Annotated in this window: 19 protein-coding genes; 7 read left to right on the plus strand and 12 right to left on the minus strand. The window is 65.9% G+C overall.

Annotated features, from left to right (window positions below):
• Positions 1-117 precede the first annotated feature (117 nt).
• The 7 genes from fadI (at position 118) to RMP10_RS16435 (ending at position 7,813) form a co-directional block, all read left to right on the plus strand.
• Positions 118-1,413, plus strand: a complete 1,296-nt coding sequence (fadI, locus tag RMP10_RS16405) for an acetyl-CoA C-acyltransferase FadI (protein WP_310571258.1) — start codon at positions 118-120, stop codon at positions 1,411-1,413.
• Complete coding sequence (fadJ, locus tag RMP10_RS16410; RefSeq protein WP_310571259.1) at positions 1,410-3,581, plus strand: fatty acid oxidation complex subunit alpha FadJ; 2,172 nt, start codon at positions 1,410-1,412, stop codon at positions 3,579-3,581. The genes fadI and fadJ overlap by 4 nt, the downstream gene beginning before the upstream one ends.
• Before the next feature lie 129 nt (positions 3,582-3,710).
• A complete protein-coding gene (locus RMP10_RS16415) occupies positions 3,711-4,640 on the plus strand; it encodes a proline dehydrogenase family protein (protein ID WP_310571260.1) in 930 nt (309 codons plus the stop codon).
• Between the two features lie 68 nt (positions 4,641-4,708).
• Positions 4,709-4,990, plus strand: coding sequence for a hypothetical protein (locus RMP10_RS16420; RefSeq protein ID WP_309672366.1), 282 nt, complete (start codon positions 4,709-4,711; stop codon positions 4,988-4,990).
• Positions 4,987-5,922, plus strand: a complete 936-nt coding sequence (gene rsgA / locus RMP10_RS16425; protein WP_310571261.1) for a ribosome small subunit-dependent GTPase A — start codon at positions 4,987-4,989, stop codon at positions 5,920-5,922. The genes RMP10_RS16420 and rsgA overlap by 4 nt, the downstream gene beginning before the upstream one ends.
• A 221-nt stretch (positions 5,923-6,143) precedes the next feature.
• Positions 6,144-6,740, plus strand: coding sequence for a sigma-70 family RNA polymerase sigma factor (locus RMP10_RS16430; protein WP_309672368.1), 597 nt, complete (start codon positions 6,144-6,146; stop codon positions 6,738-6,740).
• Positions 6,737-7,813 (plus strand): anti-sigma factor, encoded by a 1,077-nt coding sequence (locus RMP10_RS16435; RefSeq protein WP_310571262.1) that lies wholly within the window; start codon positions 6,737-6,739, stop codon positions 7,811-7,813. Before RMP10_RS16430 ends, RMP10_RS16435 begins: the two co-directional genes overlap by 4 nt.
• A 37-nt stretch (positions 7,814-7,850) precedes the next feature.
• On the opposite strand, the gene RMP10_RS16440 is transcribed toward RMP10_RS16435, so the two are convergent.
• The 12 genes from RMP10_RS16440 to RMP10_RS16495 all read right to left on the minus strand — a co-directional run bounded on the left by RMP10_RS16440 (position 7,851) and on the right by RMP10_RS16495 (position 17,487).
• Positions 7,851-8,588 carry an SDR family oxidoreductase gene (locus tag RMP10_RS16440; protein WP_310571263.1) on the minus strand — a complete coding sequence of 246 codons (738 nt, stop codon included), beginning with the start codon at positions 8,586-8,588 and terminating at the stop codon, positions 7,851-7,853.
• Positions 8,589-8,647: 59 nt separating this feature from the next.
• Positions 8,648-9,580 carry a hypothetical protein gene (locus tag RMP10_RS16445; protein ID WP_310571264.1) on the minus strand — a complete coding sequence of 311 codons (933 nt, stop codon included), beginning with the start codon at positions 9,578-9,580 and terminating at the stop codon, positions 8,648-8,650.
• Between the two features lie 120 nt (positions 9,581-9,700).
• A complete protein-coding gene (locus RMP10_RS16450; RefSeq protein ID WP_310571265.1) occupies positions 9,701-10,588 on the minus strand; it encodes a phosphodiester glycosidase family protein in 888 nt (295 codons plus the stop codon).
• Between the two features lie 15 nt (positions 10,589-10,603).
• Positions 10,604-11,239: a pyridoxamine 5'-phosphate oxidase gene (gene pdxH / locus RMP10_RS16455; RefSeq protein WP_310571266.1), complete on the minus strand. Its 636-nt coding sequence runs from the start codon at positions 11,237-11,239 to the stop codon at positions 10,604-10,606.
• Positions 11,240-11,243: 4 nt separating this feature from the next.
• Positions 11,244-12,311 carry a biotin synthase BioB gene (gene bioB, locus RMP10_RS16460; RefSeq protein WP_345785814.1) on the minus strand — a complete coding sequence of 356 codons (1,068 nt, stop codon included), beginning with the start codon at positions 12,309-12,311 and terminating at the stop codon, positions 11,244-11,246.
• Between the two features lie 5 nt (positions 12,312-12,316).
• Positions 12,317-13,063 (minus strand): dethiobiotin synthase, encoded by a 747-nt coding sequence (gene bioD, locus RMP10_RS16465; RefSeq protein WP_310571267.1) that lies wholly within the window; start codon positions 13,061-13,063, stop codon positions 12,317-12,319.
• Positions 13,056-14,474 (minus strand): adenosylmethionine--8-amino-7-oxononanoate transaminase, encoded by a 1,419-nt coding sequence (locus RMP10_RS16470; RefSeq protein ID WP_310571268.1) that lies wholly within the window; start codon positions 14,472-14,474, stop codon positions 13,056-13,058. Before RMP10_RS16470 ends, bioD begins: the two co-directional genes overlap by 8 nt.
• Positions 14,471-15,688: an 8-amino-7-oxononanoate synthase gene (gene bioF / locus RMP10_RS16475; protein ID WP_309672378.1), complete on the minus strand. Its 1,218-nt coding sequence runs from the start codon at positions 15,686-15,688 to the stop codon at positions 14,471-14,473. The genes RMP10_RS16470 and bioF overlap by 4 nt, the downstream gene beginning before the upstream one ends.
• Positions 15,689-15,696: 8 nt before the next feature.
• Positions 15,697-16,059: a hypothetical protein gene (locus tag RMP10_RS16480; protein WP_310571269.1), complete on the minus strand. Its 363-nt coding sequence runs from the start codon at positions 16,057-16,059 to the stop codon at positions 15,697-15,699.
• Positions 16,056-16,499 carry a copper chaperone PCu(A)C gene (locus RMP10_RS16485; RefSeq protein ID WP_310571270.1) on the minus strand — a complete coding sequence of 148 codons (444 nt, stop codon included), beginning with the start codon at positions 16,497-16,499 and terminating at the stop codon, positions 16,056-16,058. Before RMP10_RS16485 ends, RMP10_RS16480 begins: the two co-directional genes overlap by 4 nt.
• Positions 16,500-16,516: 17 nt before the next feature.
• Positions 16,517-17,128 (minus strand): SCO family protein, encoded by a 612-nt coding sequence (locus tag RMP10_RS16490; protein WP_310571272.1) that lies wholly within the window; start codon positions 17,126-17,128, stop codon positions 16,517-16,519.
• Positions 17,113-17,487 carry a transcriptional repressor gene (locus RMP10_RS16495; protein ID WP_310571273.1) on the minus strand — a complete coding sequence of 125 codons (375 nt, stop codon included), beginning with the start codon at positions 17,485-17,487 and terminating at the stop codon, positions 17,113-17,115. Before RMP10_RS16495 ends, RMP10_RS16490 begins: the two co-directional genes overlap by 16 nt.
• Between the last annotated feature and the right edge of the window lie 57 nt (positions 17,488-17,544).

The raw sequence follows: 17,544 nt of genomic DNA on the forward strand, positions 1-17,544 counted from the left end.
GCGGCTGAGCTCAGGGCCGGCCGTACGGAATGGGGAGTTCCCTTCGGTTCATGCATTCCTCCAGAGATGCCGCGAGAACCCTCGCCGCGCTAGGGGATCGACCGTTACCTTCGGCGTATGCCCACCTTTGGAACTGGCCGTCGTGTGGCCATCGTCGCCGGCGTTCGTACGCCGTTCGCGCGCTCGGGAACACTCCTCAAGGACTACACCGCCATCGACCTCGGCAAGCTGGCCGTCGCCGAACTCGTGCAGCGCACCGCCCTCGACGGCGCGCTGGTCGACCTGTTGGTGTTCGGCACCGTCGTGCAAGCCGTCACGGCGCCGAACATCGCCCGGGAAGTGTCGCTCCTGCCGCACTTTCCGAAAACGCTGCAGGCCTACACCGTGTCGCGCGCCTGCGCGTCGGCGAATCAGGCCATCACCGACGCCGCCGATCAAATCACGCTAGGTCATGCGCACGTGGCGATCGCCGGCGGTGCCGAGTCGCTCACGCAGGTGCCGATCCTGCACTCGCGCGGCATGAGTGATGTACTGGTGGCAGCGTCGAAAGCCAAGTCGTTGCCGCAGCGCCTCGGCATCCTCGCGCAACTCCGCCCGAAGGATTTCATCCCCATTACGCCGGCCATCGCCGAGCCGAGTACGGGCGAGTCGATGGGACAGTCGGCCGACAAGATGGCCAAGCTGAACGGCATTTCGCGCGAGGCGCAGGACCGCTTTGCGTTGCGATCGCACCTGAACGCGGCAGCCGGAACCGACGACGGACGTCTCACGGCCGAGATCGTGCCGGTTCCAGCGCCGCCGACGTTCGAGCGCATGATCGACACCGACAACGGCGTACGACGCGATTCTACGTATGAGCAGCTTTCAGCGCTCAAGCCGGTGTTCGATCGTCTGTACGGCACGGTCACGGCGGGGAACGCGTCGCCGCTCACCGACGGTGGAGCGGCGGTACTCCTCATGTCGGAGGAACGGGCGAAGTCGCTGGGCTACACGCCGCTCGCCTACATCCGGTCGTACGCGTATGCGGCCGTGGATCCCGCCGAGCAATTGTTACAGGCGCCGGTGCTGGCGGCACCACTCGCGCTGGCGCGAGCCGGACTCACGCTCGGCGATATCGATCTGATTGAAATGCACGAGGCGTTCGCCGCGCAGGTGCTGAGCAACATTCAGGGAATGGCGTCGACCACATGGGCGGCGCGCGCCGGGCTGAGCACGCCGGTCGGTGACGTCGATTTCGAAAAGCTGAACGTGATGGGCGGATCGCTGTCCATCGGTCATCCGTTCGGGGCCACCGGAGCCCGCGTGCTCACCACGCTGTGCAACGAGCTGGCGCGACGTGGCCAACAATTCGGCATGCTGACCGTGTGTGCCGCCGGCGGGATGGGTCACGCCATGATCGTGGAGCGCGCATGAGTACGGTCAAGAGCACGCTGCTCATGGAAGACGCCACCACCGGCGTGTCACTGTCGGTGCAGGACGGCGTGGCGACGGTGCGCTACGACCAGCCGAACTCGCCGGTGAACACGTTGAACACGCGCGTGGGGCCGGTGTTCGAACAGATCTTTGCGCGTATCGAGCAGGATGCGACGATTGTCGGCGCCGTACTGGTCAGTGGGAAAGTTGACACATGGATTGCCGGCGCCGACATCGACGAACTGCGGCGGGTGACCACGCCGACGGAGGGCGAAGCGCTGTCGCGCGGTGGACAGCAGCTGTTGAATCGACTCGCGGCCATGCCCAAGCCGTTCATCGCGGCGATTCACGGCGCGGCGTTGGGCGGCGGTCTCGAGATCGCGTTGGCCTGTCGTTATCGCATCGCGACCGATCATCCCAAAACCGTGTTGGCCCTGCCCGAAGTGCAGCTTGGGCTGCTTCCCGGTGCCGGTGGGACGCAGCGCTTACCGCGCACGGTCGGGTTGCAGGCGGCGCTCGACATGATTCTCACCGGCAAGAACATCCGCGCGAAGAAGGCCTGGCAGATGGGGCTCGTGCACGAACTGGTGCATCCGAGCATTCTGCACGACGTGGCGGCGAAACGTGTGCATGCCTTGGCGCGTGGTGACGCCACACCGGTGCGCGCGCGCGCGCAGGGTGCCAGCGACGTGTTGCTGGAAGACAACGCGATCGGTCGCAAGATCGTGTTTCGCCAGGCGCGCGAGACGGTGCTGAAGAAGACGCGCGGACAGTATCCTGCGCCATTGGCGGCGATCGAGGCGATCCAAGCCGGCTATCAGCACGGACAGGAGGCGGGGCTTCTCGAGGAAGCGCGCAGCTTCGGCGACCTGGCCGTGAGCGAGGTGAGTCGGGAGTTGGTGTCGATCTTCTTTGCCACGACCGCGCTAAAAAAGGACAACGGGCTGCGCGAGGGCGAGAACGCCGATCCCCTGCGCGTGCGCAAGATCGGTGTGCTCGGCGCCGGATTCATGGGCGCCGGCATCGCCACGGTCGCGGTGCAGGCGGGCACGATGGTCCGCATGAAGGATGCGTCGCTTGATCGCGTGGCCGCGGGATCGCGCGCGGTGCGTGAGGTGCTGCGCGAGCGGGTGAAGCGCCGACAACTCACGCGCCTGCAAATGGATGACACGCTGTCTCTGGTGGGCGGCACAGTCGACTACAGCGGCTTCGCAAACGCGGACCTCGTGATCGAAGCGGTATTCGAGGATCTCGCCGTGAAGCATGCCGTGCTGCGCGAAGTGCAGGCCGTCGCACCGAGAGCCATCTTCGCGTCGAACACGAGTACGATCCCGATTCGCGACATCGCGACGGCGGCGGTGCATCCGGATCAGGTGGTCGGCATGCACTTCTTCTCGCCGGTCCACAAGATGCCGCTGCTCGAGGTCATCGTGACGCCCGAGACGAGCGCGCAGGCCACGGCCACGGTGGTCGCGTATGGCAAACAGATCGGCAAGACGGTGATCGTGGTGCGCGACGGCCCGGGGTTCTACGTGAACCGTATTCTCGCGCCGTACATCAATGAAAGTGGCAAGCTGCTCGACGAAGGCGCCTCCATCGACGCCGTCGACGAGGCTCTGGTGGCGTTCGGCTTTCCGGTGGGACCGATCACGTTGCTTGATGAAGTCGGCCTCGATATCGCCGGCAAGTCCGGACCCATCATGGCGGCGGCGTTCGGCGATCGCATGCGTCCATCGGTTACACTGCAGCGCGTGATCGAGAGTGGGCGACTCGGGCGCAAGGCGAAGCGCGGCTTCTATCGGTACGACGAGCAGGGCAAGCGGCAGGGCGTGGACCAGGGGGTCTATGCCCTGACGCCGGCGTCCGGATCACGCATCACGGTGGCGGCCGAAGCGATGCAGCGCCGCACGGTACTGCCCATGCTGAATGAGGCCGTGCGCTGCCTGGAGGACGGCATTATCCGATCACCGCGAGATGGCGATATCGGCGCGGTGTTCGGCATTGGGTTCCCGCCGTTCCGTGGCGGTCCGTTCCGTTTCCTCGACGCGCTCGGCGCGGCGACGGTGGTGCGGCAACTGGAAGAGCTCGACGCGCGCTTTCCCGGCCGATTCGAACCGGCCGCGCTGCTGCGCGTCATGGCGGCTTCCGGCGCACGATTCCATCCCTGACGGCCGCCTTTCCGCACACTGGCGTCGGGCACGTGGGTATATTCTGGTGGTAGCCGTTCCGCGCCGTCCGGTCTAAAGACTTGGCGACGCGCGATTCCCCTTCTGCTGAACTCCGCGTCTCCGCGCCGCATGCTTCGTTCGTCCCTGCTGTACCTCTCGCGCCAACAGCGCATTTTCGATTTCGTCAAGAACGTCGGCTTCGCGCGCAAGATGGCGTCGCGATTCGTCGCGGGCGAAACCATCGCGACCGCGCTCACTGCCGTCGAGCAGCTGAACGCCAAGGGCATCTCCGCCTCACTCGATTTGCTTGGCGAGTCGGTCTCGAGCGAAACCGAAGCCCGTGAGACGGGACGGCAGTATCTCGAGATTCTCGATCGCATCGAACAGAAGAAGCTGCAGGCGAATGTGTCAGTGAAGCTGACCGCGCTCGGACAGGACATCTCGGACGAACTTGGCCTGGACGTGGTTCGCCAGGTGCTCGATCGCGCGAAGCAGTACAAGAGCTTCGTGCGGCTCGACATGGAGTCGAGCGCGTATACCGATCGCACGCTCGACACCTTCGAGCAAAAGCTCTACCCGGACTATCCCGAGAATGTCGGCGTGGTGCTGCAAAGCTCGTTGCGTCGCACGCTCGACGATGTGGAACGCGCCAACCGACTCAAGTGCCGAGTGCGCATCTGCAAGGGCGCGTACCTGGAGCCGGCCACCGTCGCGTTTCCCGATAAGGCCGATGTCGATCGCAACTACGTCGAGGCCATGCATCGACTGATGGAGCACGGCAACTATCCCGGAATTGCGACGCACGACGAACTGATCATCAACGAAGCCAAGCGCTTCGCAAAGGAACGCGGCATTGCCGCCGAGCGCTTCGAGTTCCAGATGCTCTTCGGCGTCCGCCGCGATTTGCAGGAACAGATCGTGAAGGAAGGCTACCGCATGCGCGTGTACGTGCCGTTCGGTAGCCAGTGGTACCCGTATCTCATGCGGCGTCTGGCCGAGCGTCCGGCCAACATTGCGTTCATGGCGGGAAACATCGTGAAAGAGTCATTCTCCCGCTGACCGAACATCACGGACACCACCTTCCCGCCGATCATGACGCGGGAGACGAGCGCACGCTGGGCGGCTACATGGCCGTCCATAAGCGTCCTGCCGCCTTCGAAGGGGTGGATGGGCACGCGTACTCCGCGGACATCCTTACCGATACCACCGGCGACCGCTCGGCGCCCTGGGGTGCGTACCTGATGTTCGTCAAATGGGGATTCGGTGAACCGGAAGTGCAGGGACATCTCGAGACCGGCTTTTTGATCACCGGGGCCAGTGAGGCGGTCATTCGCCATCAGCTGGGCGGCATGGCGCTCGGCACGGTGAAGGCGACGCTCGATGGGCTGATCCGGGGGCAGACGCCGTGACTGACGATACCTTCGACGGCACCTTCGACGGCGTGGTCATGCAGGGCACCGGCGGCATCTGGCAGGTGCGCACCGACGACGGGGCCTTGTTTGACGTGTCCCTGCGCGGACGGCTGAAACACGAAGCACACGGCTCCCTCAAACTCGCCGTCGGGGATCGTGTCACGATCGGCCGCGTCGCCGACAGTGATTCGTGGGCCATCGACCGCATCCATCCGCGGCGCAGCAAGCTCGCGCGGCGCGCCCCCGCCGGCGCACGCGGCGAACGTATCATCGTCGCCAATCTCGATCAGGTGCTGGTGGTGTTCGCCGCCGCGCGTCCGGAGCCGCACCCGCGCATGCTCGATCGCTTTCTGGTGATCGCCGAGGCGAACGGACTCGCCGCGCGGATCATCATCAACAAGATCGACCTGGTTGATGCGAGCACGATCCGCGAGCGGTTCGACGAGTTCGTGAAGGCGGGCTATCCGCTGCACCTCGTCAGCGTCGTTACGGGCGAAGGGCTCGAGGAACTGCACGACGAGGTCGCAGGAAAGGACTCGGCGCTGACTGGCCCGTCGGGCGTCGGCAAGTCGTCATTGATGAACCGGCTGTTCCCGGGGCTCGATCTGCGAACGGCCGAGATCAGTGATAGCGTGAACAAGGGGCGACACACCACCGTCGGCGCGGTCTTGCATCCGCTGCCGGGTGGCGGGTTCGTGGCCGATACCCCGGGATTGCGCGAGGTGGGCCTCTGGGGCATCGACGCCCGCGAGATCGCCCAGTGTTTCCCGGAGTTCCGTCCCTTGATCCACGACTGCCGGTTCGCCGACTGCACGCATACCGTCGAGCCGGAGTGCGCGATCAAGGCGGCCATTCGCGACGGCACGGTGGGCAGGGGACGCTACGAGAGTTACGTCAAACTACGCGAGGAGCTGGCCGAGCAGAGCTAATCGCCCGGAACGACGGGCGCAGCAATCCGGCGGCAGGTGAGGCGCGTAGTACTGGTGACATGACACACGCCGTCCAGAGAACGCTCGCCTTTTCGACCTATTCTCCCGGTCTATCCAGTCATCTGGATACCGAATACTTTGCACGAGGGTTCGTTGCCCGCGGCCATCACCGGGTCGCCCGACACGGGCGCTCGTTCAACACCAGTTTCTCTAACTCTTACGTGCCTCTCGCTGACGCTGCCGAGCCGCTGGACGTCCAACTGATCGCCGAAATGGCGCAGGGGGATGAACGTGCGGCGTCCATGCTGTACGATCGCCACGGGGCCGTGATGTACGGTCTGTCGTTGCGCGTCGTTGGCGAACCGGCGGATGCCGAGGAAGTGGTGCTCGACGCGTTTGCCCAGGCGTGGCGCGATGCCGCCCGCTACGACACGTCGCGCGGTTCGGTGGCTGGCTGGCTCACCACGATCACGCGGACGCGGGCGCTCGATCTGATCCGGGCGCGCGGACGTCGCGCGAAGATGACCGACACGGCCACGGCCACGCTCGACGAGCCGGCCGCGATGGGCAGCGGCTTCGCGGCACCTGATGTACAGGTACAGGAGACGGAACGGGCCGTGGCGGTGAAGTCGGCGCTGGACCAGCTGCCGATACCGCAACGGCAGGCCATCGAACTCGCCTTCTTCGAAGGATTGACACACCACGAAGTGGCGGATCGTCTCAGTGAACCGCTGGGCACGGTCAAAACTCGAATTCGACTCGGGATGCAGAAGCTGCGCGATGCGTTGTCCGGACTGGCACCGGAGAGCGTATCATGAACGATATGACGCCACTCACCCTCGAACAGTTGCGCGACCTCGCGCCGTCGTTCGCGCTCGGTATGCTCGATGCCGACGAGCGCGCGGCGTTCGAGCGTGGGCTGCAGCTTCCCGAGTATCGGGCAACGCTCGAGCGCGATCTGGTCACGCATCGTGCAGCCGCCGAATTGATGGCGACCGCGCAACCGGTGGTGCCACCGCCGGGACTCAAGGTGCGCATGATGGAGCGTATCGCTGCCGAGAAGCGGGCGGCGTTGCTCAACGTGTCCGAGCCGAGCGTGCCGGTGGTCGCGTCGGTCATCGAGCGTGTGGTCGAGCCGGTGGTCGAGCCGGTGGTGGCGGCCATCGAGACGCCACGCGAATCGGTCACCGATAACGTGCGTGAACTGGCGATGGCGCGACGTGCCGAGGCGGTGCCCGCCACTCCCAAGCGGGCTGAGGCCGTTCGGCAATCGCCGAAGAGCCAGGCCACGCGTGCGGTCACGCCTCCCACGCCAACGGCGATCACCGAGCTCTCGGCGCGGCGCACCGCACGCACGGCATGGTGGACCGCAGGGGTACTCGGCACGGCCCTCGCGGCGTCGGTCGTGATCGCGGTCGATTTCCGCAATCAGGCCAAGGTGCTCGAGGATCGGGCGTCGCAGGACAATGCGCTGATCGTCCGTACCGAGGCCAAGCTGGCCGAGCGAGAGAAGACGCTACAAACGTTGCTGGCAGGACGCGGCAATGTGGTACTGGTGAATCTCAATCCGGCGCAGCCGGCCGGTCCCGGCATGCAGGTCTTCTGGAACGTGCGCGAAGGCAAGGCGGTCGTGAATGCGTACGGCCTCGCGCCGGTGGCCAGCGATCGCGCCTACATGCTGTGGATGATCCGCGACGGCAAGCCGGTACCGCTCAAGCTGTTCACACCCGGCGATGACGGTCGTGCCATCGTGGCGTCGGTCGAATTGCCGACTACGACCAGCGGCATCACGCTGCTGGCCGTGACGGAAGAATCATCAGCGGGAGCGGTCGCGCCCACGATGACACCGTTCCTCGTGGGCGAAGTGCCAACGAAGGGCGCCACGCAGTAACCACGTGGCGCCCGACGGCGAGCGTCCTCGCGTTCCGCTACTTGGAGCGCAGCGTGCCGAGTCCGCCGTCAACCCCGTACAGCTGTCCCGTCACCCACGTGGCGTCGGGTCCGAGTAGCCAGGCCATCAGGCTGGCCACATCGTCTGGCTGACCGATGCGACCAAGAGCATGCATCGCTTGCGAGGCCTGCACCGCCGGTGCCGAGCCCGTGATACGAGCCGTGAGCGGTGTGTCCACCAGCCCTGGCGCGACCGCGTTGACCCGGAGTCCGCGCGACGCGTAGGTGGCGGCCGCAGAGAGCACGAGTCCGTTCACGCCGCCTTTCGCGGCCGCGATCGCCTCGTGATTCGAGAGCCCGATGCGCGACGCGGCCGTGCTGCACAACACGACGGCACCGCCCTCAGGCATCACGCGGACCGCGGCGCGCACGACCCCGAACGCACTCGTGAGATTCTGCGCGATTGTCTGCTGAAACTCTTCGAACTTGGTGAGATGCGCGGGCTTGAGGATCAACGAGCCCACGCAGTTGGCCATGCCGCCGACGCTGCCGAAGCGCTCGCGCGCGAGGTCGGCCACGCGATCGATCTCGCTCCAGTCCGTCGCATCGCTGGTGGCGTACGCCGCCCCCAGTTCGGCGGCGAGCGCAGCGAGCGGCTCCTCACGACGAGCGGTGAGAAACAGGGGCGTGCCCGTATGGGCAAGACGACGGGCGAGGGCGGCGCCAATGCCGCCGGTTGCCCCGAAAATGAGAACCGCGTGCGATGTCTGTGACATGCACGCGGAACCCACGAATCACGCGAACAGTTCCCGTCAACCGGTGGGCAGACAGACGATTACCAGGTCGACAGGTCTTCCTCGGTTTTCCAACGCAAGGTGCCGTTCTTGAAAAACGGGAGCAGCTTTTGAATGTCGGCCATGCGCGCGGTCAGCGCCGCGCGCTCCTCGTCATCAAAGACGCCTTGCTTACCAGCCTTGAGCGTGGGGTCGACGCTGAGTAACGCAAAAAGCGCAATACGTTCACGCAAAAGCGAGAACTGATACTTCGTGAACGTGGCGCGGGCGCTCGCGGGCACCGACGACTGTCCAACAGGCAGGTCGCCTGACATACCGTACGTTCCGTATTCCCGTTCCATCACCGCAGGCGGCGTGATCGCGAAGTCGCACTTGAAACCGATTCCGAGCACTGCGGCCTGCATCTGCATGGCGGAGGCACTGTCCTGCGCAAAGGCCCACGTGCGCCTGTTCCCGTCGGCAAGCGCCGCGTTCGCCACGAGTTGCAGTCGTTCGGCTTCCTTGCTCAGTTGCACCGACCGTGCTTGGCCGGCAGCGGTGGGGGCCGGCATGCGGCCAGCGCTCATGGCCACCTGTCCGTCCTGCATGCACTTCTCGGCGGCTTTGTTTTTTGCCAGGTGATCCGTCTTCAACTTCCTGGCCTGCGTGGCCTTCTCGGCGTCGGCGGCCATCGGCGCGAGCGCCGCCAGCATGAGATCGAGCTGGGAGGAATTGATGGCCATGTTCACCGGCTTGGAGTCGGCCGCAGTAGACTTGACGCCCTCGCTCGCCGTGCCGGACTTCGCCGCCTCGGGCGTCTCTTTGCCAGCGACTTTTTCCTTCGCTTTGTCCTTGATCGCATCGGCACCCATCTTCTTGAGTTTGCCAAACTGCGCGTGCGCATCCGAGGCAGGCATCGCGAGCAGCACGGCGATCCCGGACGCGCGCACCACACGCGACAGCACCAGGCGACGACCAACGGGAAAGGCAGGCATGAGAGACTCCTGATATGCAATGAAAATGTGGTCCCACTACTTGAATCAATCGGTTCCGCTAGCCAACGCAAGTTCGGCGCTCGGCTGTGTCCGCCACAGTGAGTCGAGCGCGAACCCTCGCTACGGAATGCGGTGCCCCACCAGTGCGAGCGGAACGCTGCGCAACCCGTCCCAGCGGTGCGTGACCGCACCGTCGCGGAGCAGCAGCTGCGCGGATAATCCGCCGTCCAGCATGAGCGCGTCGACGGCGCCAAGCTGGCGCATGACTTCCGCCATTTCCATCGTGGTCGGTCCGATCGGTAATCGTTCGGCGAACCGACCCGCTCCATCGTAGCGCGAGAGCGCGACGAGCACGTGGCCGTCGTCCCGAAGCCCGAGTGCTAGTCGAATATCGCGATGGTTGCGGTCGAGGGTCGCCGTGGGGTCGCACAACACGCGTGACGCTCGTCCCTGCTCGAGCAGCATCGGGAACGACTGCAGGGCCTCCCGGATACGGCCCGCGGCCTGCACGCTATCGATGGCGCGCGCCGCCACGATCCGTACGCGACCCGCGCTGTCCACCATGAATGCACCCGACAGCGGGCCGATCCCGGGTCGTTGCCACTCTCGCCCGCGATGCACGACCCATCCCCACGGGCCCTCGTCGGTGAATTGGCCGGCGTTCATCGCCAGCAGTGCCGTGTCGGGCGCGGCGTCCAGCCTCCATGGCGCGAGGACGCTGCCGTCTCGCGCCAGGTCGAGGCTCAGCGCCACGCGCGCCGGGTCGACATCGACCACCACGATGCGGGCCGACACGCGTCGCGGGCCGAGCACTACGTTCCACGTCGCCCACTTGAGTGCTGCATCGCCCTGCCATCGCAGCACGGGAGCCTTGGCCACCTGACCAGCGCTGCACGTCATCGCCGATACCGCATGGAGCGGCGTGCCCTGGGCCATCGCCGCACGCGTCCCTGCGGCGCTGGAGAGTGTCACGGCCGCGAACAGCACCGCGCGTAGCAGGAAACGCATGCGTCGATCGCGCCGCTACGGCGACAGACGGCGTTTCACCCACGCCCCCGCCACGCGACGAAACTGGATACGATCGTGCAGGCGACTCTCGCGGCCTTGCCAGAACTCGATCTCTTCGGGAATGATCCGGAATCCGCCCCAGTGCTCCGGTAAGGGCACCTGTCCGCTCGCGAAGCGTTCTTCGTTCGTCGCGAGCTGCTGCTCGAGGACCGAGCGATCGGCGAGCACCATGCTCTGATGCGACGTCCAGGCGCCCACCCGGCTGGGGAGCGGTCGCGATTGGAAGTACTCATCCGACTCGGCGCGGCTGACCCGCTGCACCGCGCCGTTGATGCGCACCTGCCGCTCGAGTTCCGCCCAGAAAAAGCACAGTGATGCATGCGGGTTGTCGGCCAGCTCCTGTCCCTTCCGGCTGCGGTAGTCGGTGTAGAACACGAAGCCCCGCGCATCACAGCCCTTCAAGAGCACCATACGGGCCGACGGATACGCATCGGGCGTCGCCGTCGCGAGGCACATCGCGTTCGGCTCGATCACGGCGGCCTTCACCGCTTCCTCGAACCAGCGTGAGAACTGCGCCATGGGATCGGCCGCGACGTCGTCCTCCGAGAGTGACGCGCGGCGGTATTCGGTGCGGATATCGGCGATGGTCATGATATCAGACTTCCACCATCGGCAGCGCCGCCCGCGGATACGAGTCCGGTACGCCCTCGAACGGATCACCCACCAGCGGCGCACCATCCGGCGTCTCGAGCACGAAGCCGGCGTCTTCGATCATGCGCAGATCGTCGCGCGCCGTCTGCCCCTGCGTGGTGAGATAGTCACCCACAAAAATCGAGTTGGCGGGATACAGGCCCATCACCTGCATGCTGCGCAGATGTACTTCGCGGCCGCCCGACACGCGAATTTCCTGCGTCGGCAGCAGGAAGCGATACAGCGACAAAATGCGCAGGCAACGGCGCGGATCGAGTTCGCGAATGCCGGCGAACGACGTGCCGGGCACCGGGATCAGGAAATTCACCGGCACGCTCTTCACATCGAGCTCGCGGAGCGACAGCGCGAGATCGATCACATCGTCGTCGCTCTCGCCCATGCCCAGAATGCCGCCACTGCACGTCTTCATGCCGGCGGCCTTCACCGCTTCCACCGTGTTCACGCGGTCTTCGAACGTGTGCGTGCCGACCACTTCCGGCGTGAAGTTGGCCGAGGTGTTGAGGTTGTGGTTCACCGTTTCCACGCCGGCTTCCTTCAGGCGCAGCACCTGCTCCTCGTTCAGCAGTCCGAGACAGGCACACACCTTGAGATCGTGCTTCGCGCGCACCGCGCGCACCGCGTCGAGCACCTTGTTGAATACGGTCTCACCGGGCGCACGACCCGAGATCACCATGCACAGCGTGCCCGCCTTGAGTTGCGCCGCGCGGTCGGCCGCTTCCATGATCTTCTCCTGCGCCATCATCGGATACTTCTCGATTTCGGCGGTCGAGATCTTCGACTGCGAGCAGTAGCCGCAGTCTTCCGGGCAGAGGCCGCTTTGCGCGTTGAGCAGGAAGTGCAACCGCACGCGATTGCCCCATGTGGCGCGCCGCACGCGGTACGCCGCCGCCAGCTGGTCGAGCAGCTGATCATCAGGAGCGGACAGCACGGCATGGGCCTGTTCACGCGTGATGACCTCACCGGCCAGCGCACGGTCGGCGAGAAGTTGCCAGTCAGAGAATCCGGACGACATGGTGATCATGGAGAAAGAGGGGCAAGCAGCACGTCGAGACCGCCGACTTCGGCTGCGGTCGCGAGTGCATCGAGATCATCGGGACGATCGACCCACGGAAAACGCAGAATCGTGTAATGCGGCAGCAGCGTCACGAGCGCATCGAAATTCGTGGCTTCCGCCACCGAGGCGTCACGGTCGGACAAAGCCGTGAGCACGATGGCCCGTATCGGAACGCCCGCTACTTCCGCCGCGCGCACCGTGAGCAGGACATGGTTCAGCACACCGAGCTTGTTGCCCGCCACCAGCAGCAGCGGCGTCTGCCAGCGCGCGAACAGATCGAGATATGACACGCGGAGGTCGATCGGTACCAGCAGACCTCCGGCGCCCTCGACCAGCACGATCTCGACGTGCTGCTCGACCTGCGCCAGTGCCGCGTCGAGTACGTCGAAGTCGATCTCCACGTTGGCGCGCGCCGCCGCAATCATCGGTGCCAGCGGCTCTTCGAGCAGGTACGGACGCACGACCGACAGCGGCAACAACGACCCGCACGCCGCGCGCAAACGGTCGGCGTCGGAGGCGAGCCCACTCTCCGACACCGGGCGTTCCACAATACCGCTTTCAATCGGCTTCATCGCCGCCACGCGAAGGCCAAGCACACGAGCGCGGGCGGCCAGCGCACACGACACGACCGTCTTGCCGATGCCGGTATCGGTACCGGTCACCCCGAGCCGTATCGGACGCGACGTCGACGTCGCCATTGGCCTAGTCATCGACCGGTCCGCCTGTGGTGAGCGCATCGGCACGCGCGCCGCCAAGAAAGCGATGGATCACCCCATACACGAGGTCGAGCTCGTCGTCGGTGATGCAATACGGCGGCAGGCAGTACGCCACGTTGCCCAGCGGGCGCAGCAACACGCCTTCCTGCAGCGCGTAGGCCGCGAGCTCCCGGCCGATGTCGCTGAGATAGCCGGCGGGCGCGTCCAGCTCCACAGCGGCAATAGTACCGATCTGTCGCACGGCGCGTACGCCATCTGCGCCGCGCAGCGCCTCGAGATGACGCGCGTGTGCGACTTCGATGCGCACCCGGTCATCCTCGCATTCCTCGTCGAACAGCTCGAGCGACGCCAGCGCCGCGGCGCAAGCGATGGGATTGGCCGTGTACGAGTGCCCGTGAAAGAACGTCTTGGCTCGGTCGGCACTGCGGAACGCGTCGAAGATGTCCTCGGTCGAGGCGGTCGCGCCAAGCGGCAGCACACCGCCGGTCAGTCCTTTCGACATGCACAGCAGATCGGGACGCACGTCGGCGCGTTCGCACGCGAACAGCGGGCCGGTACGCCCGAAGCCAGTCAGGACTTCGTCGGCAATGAGATGCACACCGGCCGCCGCGGTGCGCTCCCGGATCTCCTGCAGCACCAGCTCATCCCACACGCGCATGCCGCTCGCCCCAAGCACCAGCGGCTCCACGATGACCGCCGCCAACTCCGTGCCCCGTTCCGCGATGAGTACGTCGAGTGCCGCGATGGTATCGCCAACCGACGGATCGGGAAGGCGCGCGACTTCGAACAGCAGTGGCTCGTACATCTGCGTGAACACGCCGCGTCCGCTTGCCGCCATCGCGCCGAAGGTGTCGCCGTGATACGCGTTGTCGAGCGCGGCGATCAGACGTCGCGGCGCGCCGCGATTGGCGAATGACTGCAGCGACAACTTGATGGCAACTTCCACCGCTGTCGACCCATCGTCGGAGAAGAAGATCTTCGACAACCCGCGCGGCAACCGCTGGACGAGTTCCGCGGCGAGCGCCGCCGCCGGCTCGTGTGTGAATCCCGCGAAGATGACCTGATCCAGCCGCTTCGCCTGGTCGGTGATCGCGTCGACGATGTCGTCGTGGCAATGCCCGTGCGTGGTGACCCACCACGACGAAATGGCGTCGAGAATCGGACGATCAGTGGCGTCGTACAGCCAGGCTCCCTTGGCGCGCACGATCGCGACCGGCAGCGGCGCCTGATGATGCTGCGTGTACGGATGCCACACATGCGCCGCATCGTGCAACAGCACGAGATCGGCCGCCGTCTGTACGGTCGCCTCGTCGTCATCGCGATCGATGCCGTCGCTGAACCCTTCGAGATCGTCGACCGAATTCTCCTCGAGGTCGAAACCGTCGTCGTCATACTGCGAACTCATACGGGCATCCCGCGCATGGCGTCGATCAGGTTGGCGGCCAGGTTGTCCACGAGTTCCATCGGGTGCACGGCCGAGACCGAGATGCGCAAGCGCGACGTGCCGGCCGGCACCGTGGGCGGACGCACGCCACCGACCAGAAATCCACGACGACGCAGGTCGGCCACGAAGCGCATCGTGAGCATGGGATCACCGATCATGATGGGAACGATGTGGCCGTCGGGCATGCCGGGAGCCTCGCGGCCGGCCGCGCGCAGTCGGCCGCGCAGGTGTGTGGCCCGCTGGCGCACCGCGTCACGGCGCCACGACTCCACCTGCACGATCCGCAGCGATTCCAACGTTGCCGCGGAGATCGCCGCCGGAGCTCCCGTGGTAAAGATGAATGACCGCGCGCGACTCGTGAGGTAATCCACCAGCACCTGCGAGCCGGCCACGTACGCACCCGACGTGCCCATGGCCTTGCCGAGTGTGCCCACCACCACGTCGATCTGTCCGGTCACGCCAAAATGCTCAACCGACCCCGCCCCGGTCGCGCCCAGCACGCCGGTGCCGTGCGCATCGTCCACGTACGTCCACGCATCGTATCGTCGCGCCAACGGCACAAGCTGATCGAGCGGAAAGAGATCGCCGTCCATCGAGAAGATCCCTTCCACCACGATCAATGCCCGCCGGAACTCATGACGATCGGCCTCCAGCATCGCGGCCAGTGCGTCGACGTCGGCGTGCGGAAACACGCGGATGGTCGCCTTCGACAACCGGCATCCGTCGATCAGCGAGGCGTGACTCAACGCGTCGGAATAGATCACGTCACCTGCGCCGACGAGCGCCGGGATGGCACCGATGTTCGCCATATAGCCCGACGGAAACAGCAGCGCGTGCTCACAGCCCTTGAAGCGTGCGAGCGAACGCTCGAGCGCCTCGTGAATCGGATGATTCCCCGAGATCAGCCGCGCCGCGCCGGCGCCCACGCCTTCCGCCTGCAACACGGCAGTTGCTGCGCGCGCGAGGCGCGCATCGGCGGCGAGTCCGAGATAGTCATTCGACGCGAAGTCGGCGATGCGCTCGCCGTTGAGGAGCACGGTGCCGGCACGGCGCTGGTGCACCTGGCGCAGCGTACGGCGCAGGCCGGCGCTCTGCAGCGCCTGCAGCTCCTCATCGAGTGCAGCATCAATCCCGCGCGTTTCGGCCGCGTCAAACGATGCCGTGGGGTCGACCATGAGGCTGCTCACCGGATAACGAACGTGAGGTGCTTGCCGCTGGGATGCGCCGAGCAGGCGCCACCAAAAGTACCGGGTGGCACGGTGTATTCGGTCTGCTCACCAGCTGGGATGTTGAACATCGCCAGCTGATGTTTGACCGTGTCTTCATTGACCACACGAATCGTACGGCGCGAGCCACCGCCGCCCACATAGACCGTGTCGCCCAGCGGCGCCGACCGACCATATGCGTCGGTGACCATCGCCACGCCGCCACGCGTCACCCGGATGACTGTATCCGGACGCGGCCAGCTGAACCATGCCAGCACGACGCTCAGCGTGACAACGGCGAGCAGCATCGCGAGGCGCGGGGCGGTGAACGTCCCCGTCATGGCGTTCTGACCGGCACGGCCACCACTACATCGGTGCTGTCGCTGAAACGCAGGGTGAGCCGCACGCTGTCGCCCACCGCCAGCGCGCGGCGCACGTCGACCAACATCACATGCAAGCCCCCCGGCGCCATTTTTACGACATCGCCGGCCGGAATACGGAGCTCGGGACGCGGCATCATGTGCGCCGTGCCGTCCTGCTGCATCGTTTCGTGCACCTCGGCGGCCTCGGCGTCAGGCGTTGAGGCGCCGACCAAGGTAATCGACACCGTGTCGTTGTTGCCGATCTCCATGTACGCGCCGCTCGTCGCGCCGGAGTCGGCGATGCGCGCCCAGCTCTGTCGCACCTCCACGCGCGGGACTGGTGGCAAGGAGCGGGTCGTGCAAGCGCTCAGCACCGCAGCCGCCAGGCTGGCGACGGCAACGAGCAGGGAGTGCCGCATGGGGACAGCAGGCGACATCAGAGCAACCGCGCGAGGTCGGCCGCCAAGGCGTCCCACCCCGTTCCGAAAGGGTACAGCGCCACCAGCTTGCCGTGCGAATCCACGAGAAAGACCTGTGACGAATGACTGACCAGATAGCCGGTGGCGTCGGTGCCGGCCTCGCGCGCCGCCGCGACGCCGAACGCCTCCATCATGCGAGAGGTCGTGATCGCGTCGCCGGAGACTCCCTCGAACGCGCTGTCATACATCCGTGCGTAACGCTCGGCGACCGCCGGCGTGTCCCGCTCGGGATCGACCGTGACAAACACGAAGCGCACCGCCTTTGCCTCGTCGCCCAGCTTGGCGCGCACGCGCTTCCAGTCGGCGAGCGTGGTGGGGCACACGTCGGGACAGTGCGTGTACCCGAAGAACAGCACCAACGGCCGGCCTGGTTCCGGCGACGTGGTGAAGCGCGTGCCATCGGCGCGCGTAAACGCGAACGAGGGCATGTCGCGCGGTGGATCGACGGCCATGCCCTTGAAGCCGCCGGCAAGATCGCACGCGGTGAACAGCACGGTGCTCGCCAGCAGCACGCGTTGACGCACCACGCCCGTGAGACGCACGGTCGCAAGACTCACGCGACGGCGCATCGCGCACACTGGCCGTACAACGTGACGTCGTGCGATTCCAGCCGGAATCCCGCCGGTGTCAACTCGCGCAAATCGCCCGGGCAGCCGTGAATCTCGAAGACGCGCGAGCAAGTGCGGCAACGGAAGTGGTGATGATGTTCGATGCCCGCGCGCTCGTAGCGCGGCGCCTCGCCGGGGAGTTCCACCGGCACTAGCCATCCGCTGCCCACCAGCGCGTTGATCGTGCGATACACGGTGGCGATGCCAAGGGTCGCCATCTGCTCCCGACCGGCTTCGAGCACCTCGGTGGGTCCCAGCGGTCGGGGCGTCACCTCGAAAACCTGCCGGATCGCATCGCGCTGTTTTGTGTTGCGTTCCATCTGTCAAATATGCCTGGCGACCGAGTGGCGTGTAGGGCTGGCGCCGCGTTGATTTCG

Source organism: Gemmatimonas sp. (genome assembly GCF_031426495.1).
GTDB lineage: Bacteria > Gemmatimonadota > Gemmatimonadetes > Gemmatimonadales > Gemmatimonadaceae > Gemmatimonas.